The sequence below is a fragment of the Streptomyces sp. NBC_00435 genome, from assembly GCF_036014235.1.
Lineage (GTDB): Bacteria > Actinomycetota > Actinomycetes > Streptomycetales > Streptomycetaceae > Streptomyces.
Genome location: NZ_CP107924.1, coordinates 7025501 through 7047919, shown reverse-complemented (window position 1 = coordinate 7047919; position 22419 = coordinate 7025501). Strand labels below are relative to the sequence as shown.

The following is a 22419-nucleotide window of genomic DNA, read 5'->3' as shown; positions in this document are numbered from 1 at the left end:
GCCGTGCGCTCCTCGAAGGGGGAAGGGGTAAGGGCGGGTGGTCAGTTCAGCGGGCGGCACAGCAGGGCGTCGGGGACCCCGCCGTGGTTCCACTTCCAGGTGTAGGCGACTCCGGCGATGTATTCGGTGTCGGCGCACTGGCCCTTGTAGTGGCCCGGTGCCCAGTCGCTGGCGTTCGAACCGCCGGTGGCGGGGCGGTTGTCGCCGCGGTCGAACCAGAGGGTGCGGCCGGTGGCGGGCAGGGTGGTGGCGGCGGGGGCGCACAGCAGGGCGGACATCGCGTTGCCGCGGACGCCGTAGCCGACGGCGAAGGTGTTCTGCGGGCACTGCAGCTTGTTGTAACCGCCCGCCCAGTCACCTCGGGTGACGTACCGCTCGTCCGTGACCACGGTCCAGTCCCCGCCCGCCTTCAGCGGCTGTCCCGCGTCGGTGCACAGGCCGCGGCTGTCGCCGCGGCTGAGGCCGGTGAGCCGCTGGGTGTCGGGGCAGTTCCCCTTGCGGTTGCCCGGGGACCAGTCCGCCCGGGCCGTCATGGTGACGGAGACGTCGTAGTCGGCGTGGTCGAGGTCGAGCATGTTCCAGTGGCTGACCTGCGGCACCTGGCCGGTGCGGCCGGGCGTGGAGATCAGCTTGTTCCAGTCGTCGGCGCGCCAGTCCCCGCCGTCCCCGATGCCCTGGCGGACGCCGGTCGCGCCGTACGAGAGCAGCGCCCAGTTGTCCATGGGGGCGCCGGCGGCATCGGTCCAGCCGACCAGTGGCCAGATCGCGAAGTCGGTGTCGTTGGCCACGAGGATGTCGGTGAAGTTGTGCAGCCAGGCCCGTTCCTTGGGGTCCTCGGAGCCGCGGCCGCCGGCGCCGAACTCGCTGATCCACACCGGTGCGGTGAAGTGCTGGCCCGCTTCGGTGACGAACAGCGCCTGGGAGTTGACCACTTGGGCGAGCTGCTGCGGGGTGAAGTCCTGGTAGCGCGGGTCGCTCGTGGAACCCGGGCCGCTGCCGGCGCCGGTGTTGGCGGGGCCGGTGTAGGCGTAGAAGTGTGCGGCGTAGACGAGCTTGCCCGACTGGATCAGGGTGTGGGAGAGGTTGGCGACCGGGGTCAGCACCGGTCGCCCGTGCGGTAGTCCGGCGAGGGGGATGCCGTACCAGTTGATGCCCTCCATGATGACGAGCATGTCGGGGTCGGCCTGCAGGATCCGGTTCCCGGCCTCCTCGAAGGCGGCGTAGGCATCGTGGCTGTCGTACCAGCCCCAGTTCGGATCGTCCCAGGTGTCGCGACGCACCTCGTTGCGCAGGTCCGCGCCCACCACGCGCTTGTCGGCCTTGTAGCGGTTGACCATGAACAGCCAGTCGTCCACCCACTGCTGGGTGCTCTGGCTGCTGTTCCAGCGCTCGTTGCCGTCCAGGCCGCAGCAGAAGCGGGCGGTGGTGGTGTGGTTGTTGAGGACCACCGCGAACCCGTCGGCGGTGAGCGCCGCGACGACCGCGTCGAGGACCTGCAGCGGGGTCTTGCCCTTCAGCTGCGGGTTGGCGGCGACCGCCGCGTCCGGGACGGGGGTGGTGTCGTGGACGAGCGCGTTGGAGAAGGGCAGCCGGATGCTGTTGAGTCCGAGGCCGTGGAAGTCGGCCAGGATGGCGGCCATGGGGGCCCGGTCCAGGCCGAGGGGCATGTTGTGGGCCGGTTCGCCGTGCATGTGGCTGGCGGGGTCGTTGATGTCTCCGCTGCCGGTCCACGTCCCCTGGGCACCCGCCCAGTTGCCCGCCTTCAGTTTGAAGCGGTTGCCGGCGGCGTCGACGATCCAGCGGCCCCGGGTGCTGAGCGGTCCGGTCCAGGAAGCGGCCAGTTGCGGCCCGGACAGGACCGCGGGCGGGGCCGGGGAGGCGGCCGCGGCGGCCGCCTGGGCGAGGGCCGGCGTCGCCGCGCCGGCGGCCGCCGTTCCCAGGAACAGCGCGGACAGCACGGCGAGTGCCGCGGTCGCGCGTCGGAGCAGTGGTTCGCCTGTCACGTTGGCTCCTTCTGAGGAGGGGAGTTGTGCCGTGCTCTTGACGTGCGTACTGGAGTCGGCGGCCGCCACCGGGTCAGCCCTTGAGGCCGCTGGTGGCGATGCCCTCGACGATGTAGCGCTGGGCGACCAGGAACATGACAACCAGAGGAACGATCGTCACGACGGCTCCGGCGAACAGGCCGGGCAGGTTGATGGTCTGCGAGGTGAGGAACGTGGACAGGGCGATCTGGGCCGTCCAGGCGGACGGGTCCTGGCCGATGACCAGCGGCCACAGGAAGGAGTTCCAGCTGTCGATGAAGGCCAGTGCGCCGAGCGAGGCCAGCATCGCCCCCGAGTTCGGCAGGGCGATCCGGCGGTAGAGGCCGAACCAGCCCAGCCCGTCGATCCGTCCGGCCTCCTCGATCTCGGCCGGGAAGCGGAGGTAGAAGTTGCGGAACAGCAGGACGGCGAAGGGGTTGAACAGGCCCGGCGCGATGATGCCCCACAACGTGTTCACCCCGCCCATGGACCCGACCACGACGAAGGTCGGCACGAAGGTCACCGAGCCGGGGATCATCAGTGTGCCGACCACCAGGGCCAGCAGGATCCCGCGGCCCCGTACCGGTATCCGGGCGAAGGCGTATCCGGCGGCGGAGGCCAGCAGTGTGGAGAGCGGGGCCGTGATGACGGCGATCAGGGCCGAGTTGGCCAGCGCCCGGCCCATGGACAGGGCCGGGTCGTCGAAGAGCGCGGTGAAGTTCTCGAAGTGCGCCGTCGACGGCCACCACGTCCAGTGCGGGGACGTCAGGCCCCGGGCGTCCATCAGGGAGCCGCGCAGCAGCAGGTAGAAGGGGGTCAGGAAGACCGTGGTCAGCAGGCCGACCAGCAGTCCGCGCCCGGAGAGGCGCAGGGCCCGGGAGAGCCCCCGCACGGTGCTCATCGACGGTTCACCCTTCCTTCCGGCCGAATCCCGTGAAGCGCCCCTGGATCAGGGTCACTCCGACGATGAACGCGGTGAGCACGAAGGCCCCGGCCGATCCGAGGCCGTAGTCCTGGCTGCCCATCGCGGTGTTGTACAGGTAGCCCAGCGGGGTCTGCACCGGGGCCGAACCGGTCCCGGACAGGCCGCTGTTGAACAGGTTGTAGAACTCGTCGAAAGCCTGGAAGGCGGAGATGAACAGCAGCATCAGCACGGCGACGGAGGTGTTGCGCAGCATCGGCAGCGTGATCCCGCGCAGCAGCCGCAGGCCGGTCGCCCCGTCGAGTGCGGCGGCCTCGTGGAGCTCTTTGGGGATGCCCTGGAGTCCGGCCAGGAAGAGCACCATGTAGAAGCCGACCTGGAGCCAGAGCCGGAGGGTGACGAGGACGATCCAGTACAGCGGTGGTGAAGTGGTCTGGAGCCAGGGGACCGGGTCCGCGCCGAACCAGCCGGTGACGGTGTTGGCGATGCCGGCCGGGAGGCCGTTGAACAGGCTCATCTTCCACAGGAGCGAGGCGGCCACGTAGGAGACGGCCGCCGGGACGAGGAAGGCGGTGCGCAGCGCCGCGCGACCCCGCCGGATCCGGTGCACCAGCAGGGCGAGCCCGAGGGCGGCGGCGAAGGTGACCGGCACGATGAAGGCGGTGAACAGCAGGATCTGGAGCAGGGAGTCGCGAAACGCCCGGTCGGAGAGCAGCACCCGGTAGTTGTCCAGGCCGACCCAGTGGCTGGGGGCGATGGTGCCGCGGGCGTCGCTCAGACTGAGCAGGAAACTCCAGCCGATCGCGACGTACTTGAAGACGCCGAGCCCGATCAGCATCGGCGCGGTGAGCAGCGCGAAGGCGAACCGGGCCGAGCGGCCCGCGCGGGGCCGGACCCCCGTCGCGGCGACCATCAGCCGCGCTGCTTGTCGACGGCGGTCTGGGCCTTGCGCACCGCGTCGGCCAGGGTCTCCGCGGGGTCGCCCTGACCGCCGACGATCTTCGCGGCGGCCGCGGTGAAGGCGGTGCTGACGGCGGTGTCCCAGGTGCCCGGGTTGTACTTGCCGTACTTGGCGGCCAGTTCCACGGTCTCCTTGGCGACGCCCTCGGAGAGCTTGTCGGCGCCCGCCGCCACCGTCCTGCGGGGCGGTACGTGGAATCCGTAGCTCTCGGCCCAGTCCTTCTGCGAGCCGGTCTCCTGGATCCACAGCCACTGGACGAACCGCTTGGCGGCGTCCACGTTCCGCCCCTTGGCGTTGACGCAGCTGGTCCAGCCGCCGACGCGCACGACGGGAGCGCCGCCCGCCTTGAACGCGGGCCACGGCAGGACGCCGAAGTCCTCGCCGAGCGCGGCCTTGACGGCGGGCATCGCCCACAGGCCGCACCACTGCATCGGTACGACGCCCTGGGTGAAGGCCGACGGATCCCACCAGTCGGTGGTGAAGCCGAGCAGCAGGGACCCGTCGTCGCGCAGCCGCTTGAGGCCGGTCAGGGCTTCGAGCGCCTGCGGGGAGCCGAAGGCGACCTTGCCGTCGGCCACCAGGTCGGCGCCGTTCGAGCGGACGGCGAGGATCGGGGTGTCGCCCAGGCCGTCGTTGCCGACGAACAGGCCCTTGCCGTCCTTGGTGGTGAGCGCCTTGGCCGCCGCGACGAGCTCGTCGTACGTGGTGGGCGGGGTGATGCCGGCCTTGGACAGCGCGCTCTTGCGGAAGTACAGCATCATGACGTCGTCGATCATCTTGACGCCGTAGAGCTTGCCGTCGACCGTCACGCAGCCGATGGCGTTGTCGTTGAAATCGGACCTGGCGGTGCCGTACAGGTCGTCGAGCGCGGCGATCTGCCCCCGGCGGGCCAGGCTCTCGTTGAAGTCCCCGGTCTCGAAGACGTCCGGGGCCGCGTCGGTGAGCAGCGTGGCGCCCAGCTTGCTGGTGTAGTCGCCGGGCACCCAGGTGACCTTGACGGCCGTGTCCGGGTGGGCCTTGGTGAAGGCGGTCGCGTAGCGCAGGGCGGCCTGCTGTGCGCCGGCCTCGCCGTAGGCGTGGTACCAGACGTTCAGGGTGGTCTTCGCTCCGGACGGGTCGTCCGCGCCCGGGCTGGTGTCGCAGGCGGTGGTCACCACGCTTCCGGCGACGATCAGCAGGGAGCCGCCGAGGAAACGCCGTCGGCTAAGCTCGGTTCTGTGTGCGCTCATGTCGCATCCTTCCGTGAGGGCGGGCGTGATGTGGGTGTGTTCGGCCCGGCCGGTGCCCTTCGTCAGTGCTTGCCGGCAGAGAAGGGCGCCGGGCGGGTGCGCCGTGTGCGGCGCCTGAACGTGTGCGGCGCCTGAAACGTGTGCGGTACCTGATCCGCGTGCGATGCCTGAGCTGCATGCGGTGCCTGAGGTGTGTGCGGTGCTACGGGAACAGCGCCTGTACGGCCACCGCTGCGGCCCCGCGGGCCCACTCCTCCCAGGGGAGCGGGCGCAGCGACAGCGGACACGTGCCCGCCGCCCCGAAGGTGTGGGCCGCGTAGGCGTCCTTGATGTGCTGTCCGAACAGGTCGTAGGTGCCCGCTCCCTCGCCGCTCACCACGACGCGTTCGGGGCCCACCAGATTGACGAGCGCGGCGATGCCCACCCCGATCGCGCGACCGGCCCGGGCGAACGCCTCCCGCGCCACGGGGTCACCGTGGCGGGCCATGTCCACGGCCTCCTCGAACGCGAGCCCGCCGAGACCGGTGCCCCCGCGGACCACCTCGAGGATGGCGCCGGACGAGGCGATGGCCTCGACGCAGCCGACCGAGCCGCAGCGGCAGCGGGGGCCGGCCGGGTCGACGGAGATGTGCCCCATCTCCCCGGCCACGCCGTGGGCGCCCGTCACCAGCTGTCCGTTGACGACGAGCGCCGAGCCGATGCCCGCGCCGATGGTGACCAGCGCGAAGTAGCCGGTACCGACTCCCTCCCCGAACCAGTGCTCGGCGATCGTGAGTGCTTTGACGTCGTTCTCGACGGTGACCGCCAGACCGGTGGACGCGGTCACCATCTCCGCGAGCGGTACGTCGCGCCAGCCGAGCCGGCCCGAGAAGCGGACCCTGCCGCCGCCGCGGTCCACGTCCCCAGAGACCGCGATTCCGAGGTGCCTGGTCCGCTCGCGGAACGCCGTTTGGGCTTCGAGCAGTTCATCCACCAGTTCGGCCAGGAGACCTACCACCGACTCGGGTTGGTGGTCGGCCAGGGTCCGGCCGGCCGTTGCCCGTACCCGGGCCCGCAGGTCGCACACCACGCCGAACAGCCGGTCGTCGCTGATCTTCACGCCGACGAAGAACTCCCGGTCCGGGGTGACCGCCAGCGGGTTGACGGGGCGTCCGGCCCCTGGAGCCGTGCGCTCCGGAGCCAGTTCGTGGAGATAGCCGTCGTCGATGAGCGGTCTGGCGGCCTTGGTGATGGCCGTTGAGGACAGGCCCGTCCGGCGCGCGAGCTCGACCCGGCTGAGCGGGCCCTCGGCCAGGAGCAGCGAGAGGACGGCCGTCTCGGCCGGTGCGGTGACCAGTGGTTGGGCGGGGTTTCGAAACACGGGTGCAACGTAGAGCAAATAAATAACTTCGTCCAGTATTGATTTCCGGACCGCCTCCGCCCTAGCCTCTGGCCCAACTCCTCGCCCGCAAAAGGACCTTGGGTCCTGCGGGCTCGCATCCCTACCGCCCTCCGTACGCTCCCGCTCCTTTCCGCACCTCAGGGGACCCCTACGTGCCTGACGCGCTCCCGCCCGCCACCTTCGACCCCGGCCTCGGACTCGCCGTGCTCCGCACGCCGAACAGCCTGTACGCGCTGCGCATCGGCCCCGACGGCAGTCCCCGGCACCTGTACTGGGGCGCGCCGATCGACACGGCCGCGCTCGCCCGGCTCCCGGACGCCACCTCCCCCGCGGCGAGCAGTTTCGAAGCCGGGGCCGCCGCGGACGAACTGGCCCCGCAGACCGGGGCGCGGTTCGGTCCGGCCGGGCTCCAGGTCCGGTTCTCCGACGGAACCAGCGGCGCCCAGTGGCGGTTCGCCGGGCACACCGTCGACGGCGGTGAACTGCGCCTGCGTCTGGCCGACCGTCACTACCCCCTGCGCGCGGAGCTCTGCTACCGCGTCCGCCCCGGCAGTGACGTGGTCGAACGCTGGGCGGAACTGACCCACACCGCACCGGCCGGCGACCCCGATGCCGGTTCGGTCACCGTCGAGCGGCTGGACTCCGCGTCCTGGACGGCCCCCGCGCTCGCCGACTACCGGTTGAGCCACCTCACGGGCGGCTGGAACAGCGAGTTCCAGTTGCACCGCGACCGGCTCCCCGTCGCCGAGACCGTCCTCACCAGCCGCCGGGGCATCACCGGCCACCACGCCAACCCCTGGCTGGCGCTCGACGACGGCACCGCGACCGAGGAGCGGGGCGAGGTGTGGAGCACCGCCCTGGCCTGGAGCGGGAGCTGGCGCATCACCCTCCACCGCGACCCGGTCGGACGCACCACCTGGACCGGCGGGTTCGGCCACGAGGGACTGCGCTGGACCCTGCGGCCGGGCGAGAGCCTGCGCACCCCGGTCTTCGGCGGCCTCTACACCCCGCACGGCTTCGGCGCGGCCAGCCGCGCCTGGCACGGCCACATCCGGGACCACGTGCTGCCCGAACCCGGCCGGGAGCGGCCGGTGGTCTACAACTCCTGGGAGGCCACCGGCTTCGACGTCGACCAGGGCGGCCAGATCCGGCTGGCCCACCTGGCCTCCCGGCTCGGCGCCGAACTCTTCGTCCTGGACGACGGCTGGTTCGGGTCCCGGCGCAACGAGCGGGCGGGGCTGGGTGATTGGACGCCGCACCCCGGCGCCTTCCCCGAAGGGCTGCGCCCGCTCTCCGACGAGGTCCACCGGCTCGGCATGGCGTTCGGCCTGTGGGTGGAACCCGAAATGGTCAACCGTGACAGCGAGTTGTACCGCGCCCACCCGGACTGGGTCGTCCACGCCCCCACTCGCGAGGCGACCGAACTCCGCAACCAGCTGGTCCTGAACTTCGCCCGCCCCGAGGTGGAGGCCTGGGCCGGCCGGACCCTCGACGGCCTGGTGCGCGACCACCGGGTGAGCTGGCTCAAGTGGGACGCCAACCGCCCCTTCACCGAGGCCGGCTGGGAGGGGAACCCCGATCCCGACCGACTCTGGATCGACCACACCCGGGCCGTCTACCGCATCATGGACCGGCTCCGCGCCGACCACCCGGGCCTGCGCATCGAGGCCTGCGCGGGCGGCGGCGGACGCGCCGACCTGGGGATCCTCGCCCGCACCGACCAGGTGTGGACCTCCGACAACACCGACCCCGTCGACCGGATCGCGATCCAGGACGGCTTCAGCCAGCTCTTCCCCGCCCAGGTCATGGCCGCATGGGTCACCGACAGCCCCAACGTGAGCACCGGGCGGCGCACGCCCCTGCGCTTCCGCTTCCACGTGGCCATGGCCGGAGCACTCGGCCTGGGCGGAGACCTGACGGCCTGGTCCGGGGAGGAACTCGACGAAGCCGCCTCGCTCGTGGCCCAGTACAAGGAGATCCGCCCGCTGATCCAGTACGGGCTCCAGCACCGCATCAGCGCCCCGGACGGCGGGAACGCGGTGACCGCCGTCCACTACGCCGCCGCGGACGGCGGTGAGCACGCCGTCCTCGCCTGGCGCCCCTCGGCCCGGTTCGGCCACCAGCCCGCCCCCGTCAGACTGCCCACGCTCGATGTCGGCGCCCACTACCTGGAACCGGACCTGGGCCGGGTGCACAGCGGCGCCGTGCTGGTACGGCGCGGAATCGACCTCCGGCTGCCTACGGGCGACTACGCGAGCCGGCTGGTCCGGCTGGTCCGCGTCGCTCCCTGACGCCCCACGGCGCCCGGGACGTCTGGTCGGGGCCGTGCGCACCGGACCCGGGACGGCGCCGCGTTCAGCGACCGACCGCGCGTGCCAGCTGCGGCACGAGACGGCGGGCGCCGGCCGCCGGGGTGACGGCGAACAGGCGCGGGGGGCGGTGGCCGGCCGCACCGAAGGCGGCCGTGACGGCCCCGCCCACCGCGCCCTCGCTCCCCGCCTCCACCAGCGCGATGACCGAGCCCCCGAAGCCCCCTCCCGTCATCCGGGCGCCAAGCGCCCCCGCGTCCACCGCGGCGGCCACGGCGAGGTCGGTCTCCGGGCAGGAGACCCGGTAGTCGTCGCGCAGTGAGGCGTGGCCCGCGGTGAGGATCGGCCCGAGGGCCGCCGCATCGCCCTCCCGCAGCCGGGAGACGGCCTCGACGACCCGGGCGTTCTCGGTCACCACGTGGCGCACCAGGGGTACGAGTTCGGCCGGCAGGGCGTCCAGGGCCTTGTGCAGTCCTGCGGCGTCCAGGTCGCGCAGGGCGGGCAGTCCGAGGAGCGCGGCCGCCCGTTCACAGCCCGCGCGCAGGGCGGCGTAGGCCCCGTCTCCGAGGTCGTGGGAGACCCTGGTGTCGATCACCAGGAGCCCCAGCCCCTGGCCCCGGAGGTCGAGGGGCACCTGCCGGTGGTCCCACGGGGTCCGGGCGTCGAGGTGGAGGGCGGCCTCGGCGGTGCAGCAGACTGAGGCCATCTGGTCCATGATCCCGCAGGGGACGCCCGCGAAGGCGTTCTCCGCACGCTGGGCGATCCTGGCCAGTTCGGGCCCGGGCAGGCCCAGTTGGTACAGCTCGTCGTACGCGACGGCCACCACGCACTCCAGCGCCGCCGAGGAGGAGAGGCCGGCGCCGGTGGGCACCGTGCTGTCGAAGTGGAGGTCCGCGCCCCCGACGGGGTGCCCCGCCCCGGCGAGCGCCCAGACCACACCGGCCGGGTACGCGGCCCAGCCCGTCACCGCGCCGGGGGCCAGTGCGGCCACGGACAGTTCGGTGATCCGGCCGTCGCCCTGCGCGCTGTGCAGGCGCAGCAGCCCGTCCGTACGGGCGCGGGCGGCGAGCAGGGTGTTCTGCGGGAGGGCGACGGGCAGGGCGAACCCGTCGTTGTAGTCGGTGTGTTCGCCGATGAGGTTCACCCGCCCCGGCGCCGCCCAGACCCCGTCCGGGGCCGCTCCGTAGAGCTGCCCGAAGGCTTCCGCGACTCCGCCGGCCCGGCTGTCGTCGCCCTGGCCGTCGTCGGCCCACTGATCGGTCCGGTTCACGCCAGGGCCTCCCGCAGTCGTCGCGCGGCCGTCTCGGGGGCCACGTCGTTGATGAAGGCTTCCGTCCCGGACTCCGTCCCGGCGAGGAACTTGAGTTTGTCGGGAGTCCGCCGGATGGTGAACAGCTCCAGGTGCAGGGCCAGTTCCTCCCCATGGGTGCGGGGTGCCTGGTGCCAGGCCGAGATGTACGGAGTGGGGGCCGGCCCCCTCGACTCGCCCGGTACGGGGAACAGCCGGTCGAAGCGGCGCAGCAGGTCCAGGTAGATCTCCGGGAACTCGGCCCGCTCGGCCTCCGTGAGGCAGGTCAGGTCGGGGACCCGGCGGTGCGGGTAGAGGTGCACCTCGTACGGCCAGCGGGCGGCGTAGGGCACGAAGGCGGTCCAGTGCTCCCCGGCCGTCACCACCCGCGCGGTGGCGGCGCGGGCCGCCGAGAGCAGGTCCTCGAAGAGGTTGCGTCCGGTGGCGGCGCGGTGTGCGGCCGCGGCGGCCACCATCTTGGCGGTGCGCGGCGTGACGAAGGGGAAGGCGTAGATCTGACCGTGCGGGTGGGCGAGCGTCACCCCGATCTCGGCCCCCCGGTTCTCGAAGCAGTACACCTGCTCGACTCCCGGGAGGTCCGAGAGCTCCGTGGTGCGGTCGGTCCACGCGTCCAGGACCAGGCGGGCGGCGGCCGGGGTGAGGTCGGCGAAACCGGCCTCGTGCTCCGGGGTGAAGCACACGACCTCGCAGCGTCCCGCCTCGCCCGCGAGGGAGGGGAAGCGGTTCTCGAAGACGGCCACCTCGTAGTCGGCGGCGGGGATCTCACTGAGCCGACCGTCCCGGGAGGGGCAGAGCGGGCATTCGCCGGCGGGCGGGTGGTAGGTGCGGTCCTGCCGGTGGGAGGCGATCGTGATCCAGTCACCGGTCGCCTCGTCCCGCCGCAGTTCCGGCTGGCTGACCACCCGGTCCAGCGGGCGCGGATCGGGCGCATCGCGCACGGCGCCTTCGTCCGTGTCGAAGTAGATCAGTTCGCGGCCGTCCGCGAGTTTCGCGAGGGTCTTCTTCACCTGCCAAGACTAAACCGACTTCAAAAGAAATCAACAGCACCACACGTCAATTCCTACAGAAACAAACAGCACGGGCATGCTACCTTGTTGTTTTCCGACCAGATGTCCCCCATACCCGGGAGTGATCTCGTGGCCGAGCAGGCTGCTCAGCTGGCACACCAGCGACGCGCGTTCATCCTCGACGCGGTCCGCCGCGACGGCACGGTACGGGTGGCGGACCTGGTCGAACGGCTCGGAGTCTCGGACATGACGGTCCGCCGGGACCTGGAGGCCCTGGCCCGGAGCGGGGCCGTGGAGAAGGTGCACGGCGGAGCCGTCGCCACCACCGGGACCAGCGGGCACGAGCCCGGGTTCGACGCCAAGTCCGATCTGGAGGGGGCCGCCAAGGCCGCCATCGCGGACGTGGCCGCGACCCTGGTGGAACCGGGCAGCGTGGTCGCGGTCTCCGGCGGCACCACCGCGTACGCCGTCGCCGCCCGGCTGCTCGGCGTCCCCCGGCTCACGATCGTCACCAACTCCCTCCCGGTGGCCGATCTGGTACGGGCCGCCGCCCAGGGCGCCGGGGCCGCGGCCCCCACCCTGCTGCTCACCGGCGGCTCCCCCACCCCCTCGGCCGCGCTGGTCGGCCCGCTCGCCGACCTCGTGATCGGCTCGCTCCACGTCGACCTGCTCGTCCTCGGCGCGCACGGGGTGACGGAGGAGGCCGGGCTGACCACCCCCAACCTCACGGAGGCCCAGACCAACCGGGCCCTGGTCGCCTCGGCACGGCGGGTCGCCGTCGTCGCCGACCACAGCAAGTGGGGGGTGGTCGGGCTCAGCGGTTTCGCGGCGCTGGGCCGGGCCGACTGGTTCGTGACCGACGCGGGCATGCCCGCCGCCGCCCGCGCCGCCCTCACCGAGACGGTGGGTGAACTGCTCGTCGCGGGCGAGGGCGGGGTAGGGGACGAGTACGGGGGCCAGGAGAAGCGTGAGGGCCACGGCGACGGCAGGGGCAACGACGGCGGCGGAGACCGCGAGCAGCGCTGACCGACGGCGCGCGCCGGACCCGGAACACCCCGGTCAGGCTTCGGGACCGCTCTCCCCGGGCACCGGCCCGGTGGTGGCCCTGATGACCAGTTCGGGGTCGAACAGCAGCTCCCCCGTCGGTACGTCCCGGTTGCTCACCAACGCCAGTACGCTGCGGCCCACCTCCAGCGCCAGCCGGTCGGCGGGCTGCCGCACCGTGGTCAGGGGCGGATCCGTGAACTCGGTGATGGCCGAGCCGTCGTAGCCCACCACCGACACGTCCCCGGGCACGGAGCGTCCGTGCCGGCGGACGCCCCGGATCGCCCCGAGGGCCATGTAGTCGCTGGCCGCGACGATCGCGGTGGCGCCCAGGGCGAGCAGCGGGCCGACGGCGGCCTGGCCGCCCTCCACCGTGTAGGACTGCCGGATCACCCAGCGCTCCGGTTCCTCGATGCCCCGCTTGGCCATGGCGTCGAGGAAGCCCCGCACCCGGCGGTCGGCGGGCTGGTTGCCGGCCGGTCCCGAGGCCATCCCGATCCGGCGGTGACCCAGCCGGTGGAGGTGGTCCACGGCCAGTTCGGCGGCGAGCGCGTCGTCGGTGGAGAAGACCGGGGTGGGCACCCCGTCAGCGAACTCGCCGTTGATCCCGACGTACGGCACCCGGCGCTGGCGCAGCAGTTCGTAGGTCTCGGTGTCGGCGCCCTCGACGGTGTTGGACGCGGACAGGAAGACGACGGCCGCGACCCCCTTGTCGACGAGTGCGGAGATGAAGTCCCGTTCCTGCACTCCGCCCGGGAAGGCGGGGCACAGGATCGTCTTCAGCCCGTGTGGGGCGAGGGCCGACTCGATGCGCTCGGCGACATCGGCGAAGAACGGGTTGGAGACGAACTCGGTGATCACGGCGACCAGTTGGCCCTGGGTCTGCCGCTCGTAGCCGACCTCCGCCATGGCCTGCTCGACCGCGTCCCGGGTCTTCTTCGACACGCCCTGGCGTCGGTTGATCACCCGGCTGACCGTCGCCTCGCTGACCTGAGCGCGTGCTGCGACCTCGGTGATCCCGACCTTCATCGCGGTCCTTCCGTGATCGTGAGCGTTGCCAGACCGCCGCGCGGCACGGCCAGCGAGCGCGCTCCCTCCGGCAGATGTGTCGGCGGATCGTCCATGATACGGCCGTCCGGCCCGTGGACCACGCCCTGGACCCGGCCCCCGCCCCCCACCACCTCGACCATCACCCGGTCCCGGTCCGAGCCGTTGACCACGTGGAAGTTCCGGTGGGCGGAGAAGTCCAGCGGGACGACCCGGTCGCCGTGGACGCTCAGCAGGCAGTGCTCCCCGGCGCTCGCCCGCACCAGCGGGTACAGCTCGTCGGGCCGGCCCGGTTCCACCTCCCCGTCCAGCAGCAGCTCTCGATGGAGGCGCCACCGCGCCAGCCAGAAACCGACCGCCTCCCGGTGCGCCGCGGGCACCCGGTCCAGCCGTACGGAGATCTGCGGTACCGAGTGCAGAGCTCCGATCAGCTGCCGGGCCACCGTCGCCACGGGCGCGTCCGCGGACCACAGGAGCATGTCGGAGTGGACGGCGCCGCCGACGGCGAGGAGCGCGGTGTCGAGGGTGCGGACCCGGTTCGCGGTCGCGTCCGCCGGGCAGTCGAAGGAGCGCAGCATGTTGCCGAAGGGGGCCATCCCGGGTCCGGCGTAGGGCTGGCGCAGTTCCAGCAGTACGCCCGGGCGTACGGATTCCAGGGCCGCGCGGAGCCGCGTCAGCAGGACCACCATGGCCTGTCCGACGTCCCCCGCGCCGTCGCCCGCGTACACCATGGCCTGGTCGAGGAAGTCGAGCTTCAGCCCATCGAGCCCGTACGCGCGCACCAGCCGGACGCAGACTTCGACGACGTGCTCGCGCACCTCGGGGCTGCGGGGGTCGAGCACGTGCGCGCCGGGCACGGTGGCGGGGGCGGGCGCGCGCGATGCCCATCGGTCGTGGCAGTCGGCTCCGGGGCCGAGGAGCAGGGGTGCGACCCAGGCCAGGTAGTGCAGCCCGTGGGCGCGGACCCGGCCGACGTGCCCGGCGAAGTCGGGGAACTTGGCCCGGTCGGGCCGCCAGTCCCCCAGTCCGGCGTATCCGCGTCCGCGGGCCAGCTCCTGCCAGCCGTCGTCGAGGATCAGGGCCCCGCAGCCGAGTCCCGCGGCCAGTTCTGCCTGGGTTTCGACGGCCGCCGCGCTGACGTCCTGGTTGAAGGCGTACCAGGTGGAGTAGACGGGTACGCGGGCCGCGTCGGGCACCGCCGCGGTGGCGGTCGTGGCGGCGAACCAGGCGCGCAGGACGCGCATGGCCCGCGCCACCGACGGTGAGCGGGGGACGAGCACGATCCGGTGGGGCCGCGCCGAGGCGGGCAGGTGGAGGTGGACGACGTGGGTGTCGTTCTCCTCGGAGACCCCGAAGCGCAGGGTCGCCTCGGGTACCGGGTCGGTGGCGGCGAAGGTCAGCAGGGTGGCGCCGGTGTGGTCGTACAGGCAGCCGGCGGCGTGTCCGTCGACCAGCGAGACCCGGGAGCGGCCCTCCCAGTCGGCGAGCAGCGTGCGCTGCCAGGCGCCCTGCGGGTGCCAGTACCCGGCGGCGTCGCCGAGCGGTACGGAGAAGCGGATCTCCACGGGGGCGCCGTCGGCCCGTACCTCCAGCACGCGCAGCCCGCCGGGGAGGTCCCCCGAAGGGTCACCCGGGAGGTCGCCGGAGAGTTCGCCGAGGGTCCACACGGGGTGGACTCCCGGGGCGTGGGCGAGGACGGCGAGCGAGACCCCGTCGAGCAGCGGCTCGCCGGCGGCGGGTGACAGCCCGGCCGTGGTCACGGCGTCGGTGCCGGCCGCCGGGGCGGTGGTGGTGTGCACGGTCACTCCTTCACGGCGCCGGCGAGCAGGCCGGACACGAAGTGGCGCTGCAGCGCCAGGAAGACGAGGGCCATGGGGATCGCCGCGGCCGCCGTTCCGGCGAGGATCGCGCCGTAGTCGGTTTCGTCGAGGCCCTGCAGGGAGGCCAGGGCCACCGGGACGGTGAACGAGGCGCCGTCGCGCAGGACGATCAGCGGCCAGACGAAGTCGTTCCACTGGTAGAGGAAGAGGAAGATCGCGAGGGCGGCCAGCGCCGGCCTCATCGGCGGGAGCACCACCTTCCAGAACAGCCGCAGTTCGCCGCAGCCGTCCATGCGGCCCGAGTCGAGCAGTTCGTCGGGGAGCGCGGCCATCGACTGGCGCATGAGGAAGATGCCGAAGGGCAGCGCCAGGTTGGGCATGATCACGGCCTGGTACGTGTTCAGCCAGTGCCACTCGGCCATCATCTGGAAGAGCGGTACGAGGGTGACCTGGGCGGGGATGACGAGCCCGAGCATGAGCAGTCCGAACAGTGCCTCGCGGCCCCGGAAGCGGTACTTGGCGAAGCCGTACCCGGCCAGTGCGCAGACGACGCCCGCGCACAGCGTGTAGATCACGGCGATGAGCAGGGAGTTGAGGATCACCCGGCCGAACTGCGCGGTGTCCTGCAGCGTGTGGAGGTTGGCCGCCAGGTGGCCGCCGGGCAGCAGGGGCGGCGGGCTGTCGAAGATCTCCCGGGACTCGTGCGTGGCGGCGACCACGAGCCAGTAGAACGGAACCAGTACGGCGGCCAGCAGTGCGGCCAGTCCGGAGGTGAGCAGGATGCTCCTGCCGCGGTGGCGGGCGGCGGTCATGTCTTCTCCCCCAGGAAGCGGAACTGGATCACTCCGAGGATGCCGATCAGGACGGCCAGGGCGTAGGCGATGGCGGAGGCGTATCCGAAGTCGAAGTACTTGAAGGCGTTCTGGTACAGGTACACGCCGATGGTCAGGGTGGCGTTGTCCGGGCCCCCGCCGGTGAGGACGTACGGCTCGTCGAAGATCTGCAGGGTGCCGATGGTGGAGAGCACGGTGGTGAGCAGGAGCGCGGGACGCAGGCCCGGCAGGGTGACGTGGCGGAAGGAGGTCCAGGCACCGGCCCCGTCGACGGCCGCCGCGTCGTACAGCTCGGCGGGCACGGACTGCAGGCGGGCCAGCAGGATCACCGCGTTGTACCCGGTGTAGTGCCAGGTCAGGGCGAGGCCGAGGGAGACCTTCGCCCACAGGGGGTCGGTCAGCCAGGGCACGGGGTCCAGGCCGACGAGGCCGGTCGCCCAGTTGACCAGCCCGTAGTCCTTGTTCAGCAGGACCGAGAAGATGATCCCGTAGGCGACCAGTCCGGTGACCATCGGCAGGAAGAAGCCCAGCCGGAAGACGGCGCGGCCGCGCAGCAGGCCGGAGTTCAGGGCCACGGCGAGTCCGGTGGCGAGGGCCAGCATCACGGGCACCTGGACGGCGAGGATCACCGCGGTGTTCTTCAGGGCGGTCCAGAACAGCGGATCGCCCATCAGGCGCGTGTAGTTGTCGGCGCCGACGAACCGCTCGGTCCCGCCGACGGTCCTGTGGAGGCTGATCACGAAGGACCGGGCGATGGGGTAGAGCTTGAAGACGGCGAAGAGCAGCAGCGCGGGCAGTACGAAGAGGTACGGGGCCACGCGCCGGCGCGGCCCCGGCCGCCGGGCCGTCCCCCGGGAGGGAGCGGCCCGGTCGGCGGCGCGGCCGGTGAGCGTCGTGGTCATCGGGCGACCTTGCGTCCGCTCTGCCGGCCGAGCTGGTCGGCGGCCTCCTTGAGGACCTTCGCCGGGTCGGCGCCGCCCAGCAGCACCTTGGACTGGGCGTCGGTGACGAGTTTGAGGGCGCGGGCGTAGTCGGCGGTGTAGTTGAAGGCGGGAGAGGGGGCCTTCAGCGCCTCCAGGAAGACCTCGCCCTTCTTCTGGCCGCCGAAGAAGGCGGACGGCTCGTGGAAGACGGCGTCGTCGTAGGCCTTCATCAGGGCGGGGGCGATGCCCTTGCCCCGGTAGATCTGCACCTGGGAGGAGGGGCGGGTGAGGACGAACTCGATGAAGGACCAGGCGGCGGCCTGGTGCTTACTGCTGCCCGCGACGGCGAGGTGGGTGGAGTTGACGGTGGCCGCGACGGAGCCGCCCCGGCGGACGGCCGGGGGAAGCCGCACCTTCCACTTGCCCGCTTCCTGGGGCACTTGCTCCTCGATGACGCCGCCGAACCAGGTGGGCATGGGCAGCACGGCCGCGGTCCCCTGCTTCAGGGAGCTCATCAGGGTGTTCCAGCCACCGGCGAGATCGCTGACCAGGCCGGCGTCGTTCATCGTCTTGATGAGGGTCATGGCTTTCACGGCCTCCGGGGAGTCGAGCGTGATGTCCCCGGCGAGGTTGAAGTAGAAGGAGCCCTGCAGCTGGAGCAGCATTTGGAAGAAGTTGGCGGCGTCGGCCTGTGAGGCGGGCTTGTCAATGCCCAGCAAGTGGGCGCCCGTCTTCTGCTTGATCTCCTTGCCGGCTTCGATGGTCTCCTCCCAGGTCTGGAGGGCTCCGGCGTCGACCCCGGCCTTCTCGAAGAGGTCGGCACGGTAGTAGAAGCCTGCCGAATTCGCCTCCCAGGGAAGGGCGTTGACTCGCCTTCCGTCGGGGGAAACGGTCTGCCACATGCCCTGCGCGAAGGAGTCCCGGTAGGTGTCCGCGCCCAGCGGGGCGAGGTCGGCGAGGCCGCCGGGGAACTTTTCCACGTAGCCCGGCAGGTAGTCGACGCCGATGTGCAGGACGTCGGCGAGACCCTGGCCGCCGGCCGCCAGGCCGGTGGTGATCTTGTCCCAGATGGCGGGGTTGCCGATGTCCTCGACCGTCACCTCGATCTCCGGGTACTTCTTGTTGAACTCCGGGACGAGGGCCTTCATCTGGGCGGCCGGCCCCTGCCAGGACCAGACCGTGATCCGGCCCTTGCCCTTCTCCCCCGCGGCTCCGGCGCCCTGGCCCGTGTCGCCCGTACCGGAGCAGGCGGTCAGCCCGGTCAGGCCGGCCCCCGCGGCGATCGCGCCGCCCATCCGCAGCACTCTCCGACGTTCCAGTTCCATGCCTGACCCACCCCTGCTCGCACCGTTGCTTAAGCCGACTGGCCAGGACTGTAGCCATGCGCCGACCACACTTGCAAGAGTTCAATGAAATCTTTCAGTTTGATCCAGCAGAGAATTTTGACAAGGTCATTGCAAATCCTCGGAGGGGATTGCTAGCGTGCCGCCCGCCGCGCTCAGCGCGACCCGGCCGCCGCTCCACACGGCCCACCCCACCCCCTCAGGGAGAACCCGATGACGCGTTCCCGTGTGCCGCTCCTGTCCGCCCTCGCCCTGCTCCTCCCCCTCACCCCGGCCGTCCTGGGCGGTCCGGCGGCGGCCGCGGCGCCCCCGCCGGGCACGGCCACCGGGCAGGCGTCCCCGGCCGCACTCGCCGTCGTCAACCCCGGCTTCGAACAGGGCCTTACCGGCTGGCAGTTCACCTCCGGGACCGGGGTCGCCACGAACTACCCGCACGGCGGGGCGCGGCTCGCGTACCTCGACGGCGGTCCCGGGATGAAGGTGTCCCAGACCGTGACGGCCACCGGCCGGGGCGTGTACGACGTCTCCGCCTGGATCGCGACCGGCGGACCGAACGGCCGGTACCTCGCCCGTGTCAACGGCGTGGTCGCCGCCACGCTCACCCTGCCGAACGCCTCCAACTACCGGCGCTACACGCTCAGCCGGATCGCCCTCGCCCCCGGCGACACCCTGGAGATCGCCTTCGAGTCGGGGGACCGCTGGGTCAACGCCGACGACCTGATGCTGTCCCCCGCCTCCCCCGCCGACCCGCGGGTCAGCTCCTCCGACCCGAAGATCGTCGAAATGTTCGACTGGTCCAAGCGGAAGGCCAACAGCTGGGTCCACCTCCCTGGCACCCAGGGCCCGCTCAACGTCGACGAGAACCACACCGGCGGCAGCGGCGCCGGCACCTACGCCGCCTCCTACTGGGCCGGGTACGCCAACCGCAGCGGCTACTACTCGCGCGACATGGCCCACCAGCTGGCCGGCGCGGGGGTCCTGGCCCTGCACGCCGAGAACAGGACGATGCTCCGCTCCTTCGCCGCCTCCGCCACCCCCGAGCACAAGTACTACCCGGCGTGGGCCCTCAACTTCGACGCGAAGACCTACCTCTCGATCGACTACCGGGGCCCGGCGAACTTCGTCCGCGAGGTGCCCGCCACCTTCGAGCTGGTGCAGAAGGCCGAAGAGGCGTACCGCTGGAGCGGCGACCGCTCCTACGTCGACGACCCGGTCCTGTGGGACTTCTACCGGCACGCCACCGACGAGTTCGTCACCCTGCACGACGGGCTGAAGGACAACGGGGCGGTCAAGGTGGCCGAGGGCACCGGCCAGGGCATCTTCCAGGGCACCGCCAGCTACAACGAGCAGAGCGGCGAGCCGCTGGCCGAGGCCGGCGACGCGATCGGCTCCCAGTACCAGGCCTACCTGGCGATGGCCTCGCTCGCCCGCTCCAAGGGGGACCGCGCGCTCGCCGACCGGTACGACGCCAAGGCCAGGGACCTGAAGGCGTACTTCAACTCGACCTGGAGCGGCACCGGTTCGGGCGCGGCCATGGTGCGCGGGTACACCACGGACGGGCGCGCCCTGACCGGCTGGGGCAAGGAGAACAGCTGGTTCATGCCGATGAAGCAGATCCTCGACCCCGGCCCCCGCCGTGAGGCCTACCTGGACTACATCGACCAGCAGGCCTCGGGCCCGGGCCGGCCCTCCAACATCGAGGCCCTCACCTACCTGCCGGACACCTTCTTCCGGAACAACCGCAACGACACCGGCTGGAAGTGGATGAGGGACGTCTACGACCACAAGGACGTCCAGCACGTGAACACCAAGCAGGGCACCAACGGGGACTACCCGGAGGTCTCCTTCACCCTGCTCGGCCAGACCGTCGAAGGGCTGATGGGCGTCTCCCCCGACGCTCCCGCGCACGCCCTGAGCACCCGGTCCCGGCTCCCTTCGGGCATGGACTGGCTGCGGATCGACGACCTGCGGATCGGCGACTCGGTGTTCTCCCTGCGCCACGACGGGGCGACCAGGTCTTCCCTCACCCTCACCTCGGGCAGTGCGGCCTACACCTGGGAGGCCCGCTTCCCCGGCACGTACGCCACCCTGACGGTCGACGGGGTGGCCCGGCCGGCCCGCACCAAGGTGGTGGACGGGGTGACTTACACCTACGTGACCCCGAGCGTGGCCCCTGGCCGTACGGTCACGGTCCAGGCGGGCTGAGTCCCGGAGCCCTCCGTCACCGCCGCTCGGTGGCGGAGGGCTCCCCCGGCTCAGCCGCGGCCGGCCCGGACCCCGACCGGGAACCCCGCCCGGACCCCGCCACCCGCCCCCGCGGCGGGCCGGTCCGGCCGCCGCGCATCGGGGTCAGCAAGCCCGAGCCGGCGATCAGCAGGCACATCGCCCCCGCGGCCAGGCTCACCGGCGGAACCCCGTGCCGGGCCGCGAGCGCGGTGAGCACCGCGGCTCCCACCGGGCCCGAGGCGTTGTGCACCGTCCAGAACGCCGAGGTGACCCGGCCGAGCAGGTGGTCCGGGGTCACCTCCTGGCGCAGGGTCATGGAGCAGATGCCGCCCAGCGTCAGCCCAAACATGAAGACGGCGGCCATCGCCGCGATCACCGGTACGCTGCGGCTCACCCCGATGGCCGCCACCGCCACGCCGATCAGCGCGGTCGAGCCCGTCCAACAGGTGCCGAACCCGAGGGTCCGGCGCAGCGGCCCCGCGGCGAAGGAGGCGCAGACGACGCCGGCCCCGCTCACGGCGATCACGTAGCCGACGGTCGCCGCGTCGCGGCCGAGTTCGCTCTGGAGCCGGAAGATCAGCAGGTCGGTGGCGCCGACGGTGACGAAGGTCAGCAGGGTGAGCATGACGGTCAGCGGCCGCAGCAGGGCGTGCGCCCACAGGAAGCGGAAGCCCACCACGAACACCTCGCGCAGCGAGGTTCCCTCCGGTTTGCGCTCCGCCCTCTCGCGTACGGCGAACCGGACCCACCCCAGGCTGACCGCCGAGACCAGGAAGCTGGCGCCGTCCAGCGCGAGGGCCCAGTCCGCGCCGACCCCGGCGACGAGGAAGCCGGCCACCACCGGCCCGAGGATGGTTCCGAGGGCGAAGGTGCCCATCAGCCGGCCGTTGGCCGTGACCAGGTCCTCTGGTTCGACCAGGGCGGGCACGGCGGTCACGTACGCCACGTCGAAGAAGGTCTTCAGTACGGAGACCAGCGCGGTCACCACGTACAGCAGCCAGATGCGCGGGCCGCCGAGGGACCACAGCAGCGGTACGGAACCGAGCAGTACCGCCCGGGCGAGATCGCACCCGATCATCAGCCGGCGGCGGTCCACCCGGTCCACCACATGGCCCGCGAAGGTGCCCGTCGCGATGGAGAAGACCCCGGCCACAGCGGTGATCAGGCCCATGCCGACGACGGACCCGGTGACGTGGAGGACGAGCAGGGGCAGGGCGAGCAGCGAGACGGAGCCACCGAGGACCGACAGTGCCTGGCCCAGCCAGAAGACGGTGAAGGGCCTGTTGTGAAGCAGTCCCCTCCTCCGGATGCCGGTGCCGGTGCCGGTGCCGGACTTCGGTGAACTCCCGCCGCGCCGGCCATCCGTCCGGCCACGGCCGGCGCCGTCAGGCGTGCCGTTTCTGCTGGTCAACGCATCCTCCGTACGGGTGAAAGGGCCGGTGACCCACTCCCGGCCCGTCGTCAGCTGCCGCTACAACAGCAGTCGTGATCAAGAACTGGATGCGCGCCGCGCCCGCCCTCGCCGCCCTCACCCTGCCCCTGCTCATCGCCTCCGCGCCACCGGCCAGCCCGACGGAGCGTGGGGCACTGCCGCCCAGCGGAACGACCAAGCTCGTCAGCCGGCTCTCCAGCAAGTGCGCCGATGTCGAGGGCTGGTCGACGGCGAACGGCGGCAACGTCCACCAGTGGAGTTGCCGGCTGGACAACGACGACAACCAGAAGTGGACCTTCCGCCGCACCGCCGACGGCTACTGGACCGTGGTCAACAAGCTCAGCGGCAAGTGCCTTGACGTGGAAGGTCCTTCACTGGCAGACGGAGCGCACCTCCACCAGTGGGAGTGCCGCGGATACTCGAGCCAGAAGTGGGAGGTCGTCAACACGAGCACCACCCCCGAGTTCTTCAAGCTGATCAACGCCTACAGCAAGAAGTGCATGGACGTGAGCGAGTTCTCCCACGCGGACGGCGCCCAGATCCACCAGTGGACCTGCCGGGACGTCAACAACGACAACCAGCAGTGGCGGTACTTCACCGCCGGCTAGCGAC

At 71.8% G+C, this 22419-nt stretch carries 17 protein-coding genes; 4 read left to right on the top strand and 13 right to left on the bottom strand.

The window, feature by feature from the left end; translation table 11 throughout:
• Nucleotides 1-41 precede the first annotated feature (41 nt).
• The 5 genes from OG389_RS31800 to OG389_RS31780 form a co-directional block, all read right to left on the bottom strand.
• Nucleotides 42-2003, bottom strand: a complete 1962-nt coding sequence (locus OG389_RS31800) for a glycoside hydrolase family 5 protein (protein ID WP_328302066.1) — start codon at nt 2001-2003, stop codon at nt 42-44.
• Nucleotides 2004-2076: 73 nt separating this feature from the next.
• The gene (locus OG389_RS31795) at nt 2077-2922 is read right to left on the bottom strand and encodes a carbohydrate ABC transporter permease (protein WP_328302065.1); all 846 of its coding nucleotides are present in this window, start codon (nt 2920-2922) and stop codon (nt 2077-2079) included.
• Nucleotides 2923-2929: 7 nt separating this feature from the next.
• On the bottom strand, nt 2930-3856 hold the full coding sequence (locus OG389_RS31790) for a carbohydrate ABC transporter permease (RefSeq protein WP_328302063.1): 927 nt from the start codon (nt 3854-3856) through the stop codon (nt 2930-2932).
• A complete protein-coding gene (locus OG389_RS31785; protein WP_328302061.1) occupies nt 3856-5133 on the bottom strand; it encodes an ABC transporter substrate-binding protein in 1278 nt (425 codons plus the stop codon). The genes OG389_RS31790 and OG389_RS31785 overlap by 1 nt, the downstream gene beginning before the upstream one ends.
• 202 nt (nt 5134-5335) lie before the next feature.
• Nucleotides 5336-6493 (bottom strand): ROK family transcriptional regulator, encoded by a 1158-nt coding sequence (locus OG389_RS31780; RefSeq protein WP_328302059.1) that lies wholly within the window; start codon nt 6491-6493, stop codon nt 5336-5338.
• Between the two features lie 173 nt (nt 6494-6666).
• On the opposite strand from OG389_RS31780, the gene OG389_RS31775 reads away from it, so the two are divergent.
• A complete protein-coding gene (locus OG389_RS31775; RefSeq protein WP_328302057.1) occupies nt 6667-8805 on the top strand; it encodes an alpha-galactosidase in 2139 nt (712 codons plus the stop codon).
• A 64-nt stretch (nt 8806-8869) separates the two neighbouring features.
• Here OG389_RS31775 and galK read toward each other — a convergent pair whose 3' ends face one another.
• Both galK and galT read right to left on the bottom strand, forming a co-directional pair.
• The gene (galK, locus tag OG389_RS31770; protein WP_328302055.1) at nt 8870-10093 is read right to left on the bottom strand and encodes a galactokinase; all 1224 of its coding nucleotides are present in this window, start codon (nt 10091-10093) and stop codon (nt 8870-8872) included.
• Entirely contained in the window at nt 10090-11139 is a 1050-nt protein-coding gene (gene galT, locus OG389_RS31765) for a galactose-1-phosphate uridylyltransferase (RefSeq protein ID WP_328302053.1), read from the bottom strand. Before galT ends, galK begins: the two co-directional genes overlap by 4 nt.
• A gap of 129 nt (nt 11140-11268) precedes the next feature.
• Between galT and OG389_RS31760 the strand changes: the two genes are divergently transcribed.
• The gene (locus tag OG389_RS31760) at nt 11269-12165 is read left to right on the top strand and encodes a DeoR/GlpR family DNA-binding transcription regulator (protein ID WP_328302051.1); all 897 of its coding nucleotides are present in this window, start codon (nt 11269-11271) and stop codon (nt 12163-12165) included.
• A gap of 33 nt (nt 12166-12198) precedes the next feature.
• Here the strand turns inward: OG389_RS31760 and OG389_RS31755 are convergent, their stop codons facing one another.
• The 5 genes from OG389_RS31755 to OG389_RS31735 are packed head-to-tail and all read right to left on the bottom strand — an operon-like array spanning nt 12199 to nt 18131.
• Complete coding sequence (locus OG389_RS31755) at nt 12199-13212, bottom strand: LacI family DNA-binding transcriptional regulator (RefSeq protein WP_328302049.1); 1014 nt, start codon at nt 13210-13212, stop codon at nt 12199-12201.
• Entirely contained in the window at nt 13209-15029 is a 1821-nt protein-coding gene (locus OG389_RS31750) for a glycoside hydrolase family 36 protein (RefSeq protein WP_328302047.1), read from the bottom strand. Before OG389_RS31750 ends, OG389_RS31755 begins: the two co-directional genes overlap by 4 nt.
• A 2-nt stretch (nt 15030-15031) precedes the next feature.
• Nucleotides 15032-15862, bottom strand: a complete 831-nt coding sequence (locus OG389_RS31745; RefSeq protein WP_328302045.1) for a carbohydrate ABC transporter permease — start codon at nt 15860-15862, stop codon at nt 15032-15034.
• Nucleotides 15859-16785: a carbohydrate ABC transporter permease gene (locus tag OG389_RS31740; RefSeq protein ID WP_328302043.1), complete on the bottom strand. Its 927-nt coding sequence runs from the start codon at nt 16783-16785 to the stop codon at nt 15859-15861. The genes OG389_RS31745 and OG389_RS31740 overlap by 4 nt, the downstream gene beginning before the upstream one ends.
• Nucleotides 16782-18131, bottom strand: coding sequence for an ABC transporter substrate-binding protein (locus OG389_RS31735; protein WP_328302041.1), 1350 nt, complete (start codon nt 18129-18131; stop codon nt 16782-16784). The genes OG389_RS31740 and OG389_RS31735 overlap by 4 nt, the downstream gene beginning before the upstream one ends.
• 231 nt (nt 18132-18362) lie before the next feature.
• Between OG389_RS31735 and OG389_RS31730 the strand changes: the two genes are divergently transcribed.
• A complete protein-coding gene (locus OG389_RS31730) occupies nt 18363-20354 on the top strand; it encodes a hypothetical protein (RefSeq protein ID WP_328302039.1) in 1992 nt (663 codons plus the stop codon).
• Nucleotides 20355-20370: 16 nt separating this feature from the next.
• Here the strand turns inward: OG389_RS31730 and OG389_RS31725 are convergent, their stop codons facing one another.
• Nucleotides 20371-21786: an MFS transporter gene (locus OG389_RS31725; protein ID WP_328302038.1), complete on the bottom strand. Its 1416-nt coding sequence runs from the start codon at nt 21784-21786 to the stop codon at nt 20371-20373.
• Nucleotides 21787-21860: 74 nt separating this feature from the next.
• On the opposite strand from OG389_RS31725, the gene OG389_RS31720 reads away from it, so the two are divergent.
• Nucleotides 21861-22415, top strand: a complete 555-nt coding sequence (locus OG389_RS31720; protein WP_328302036.1) for an RICIN domain-containing protein — start codon at nt 21861-21863, stop codon at nt 22413-22415.
• The last annotated feature ends 4 nt before the right edge of the window (nt 22416-22419 follow it).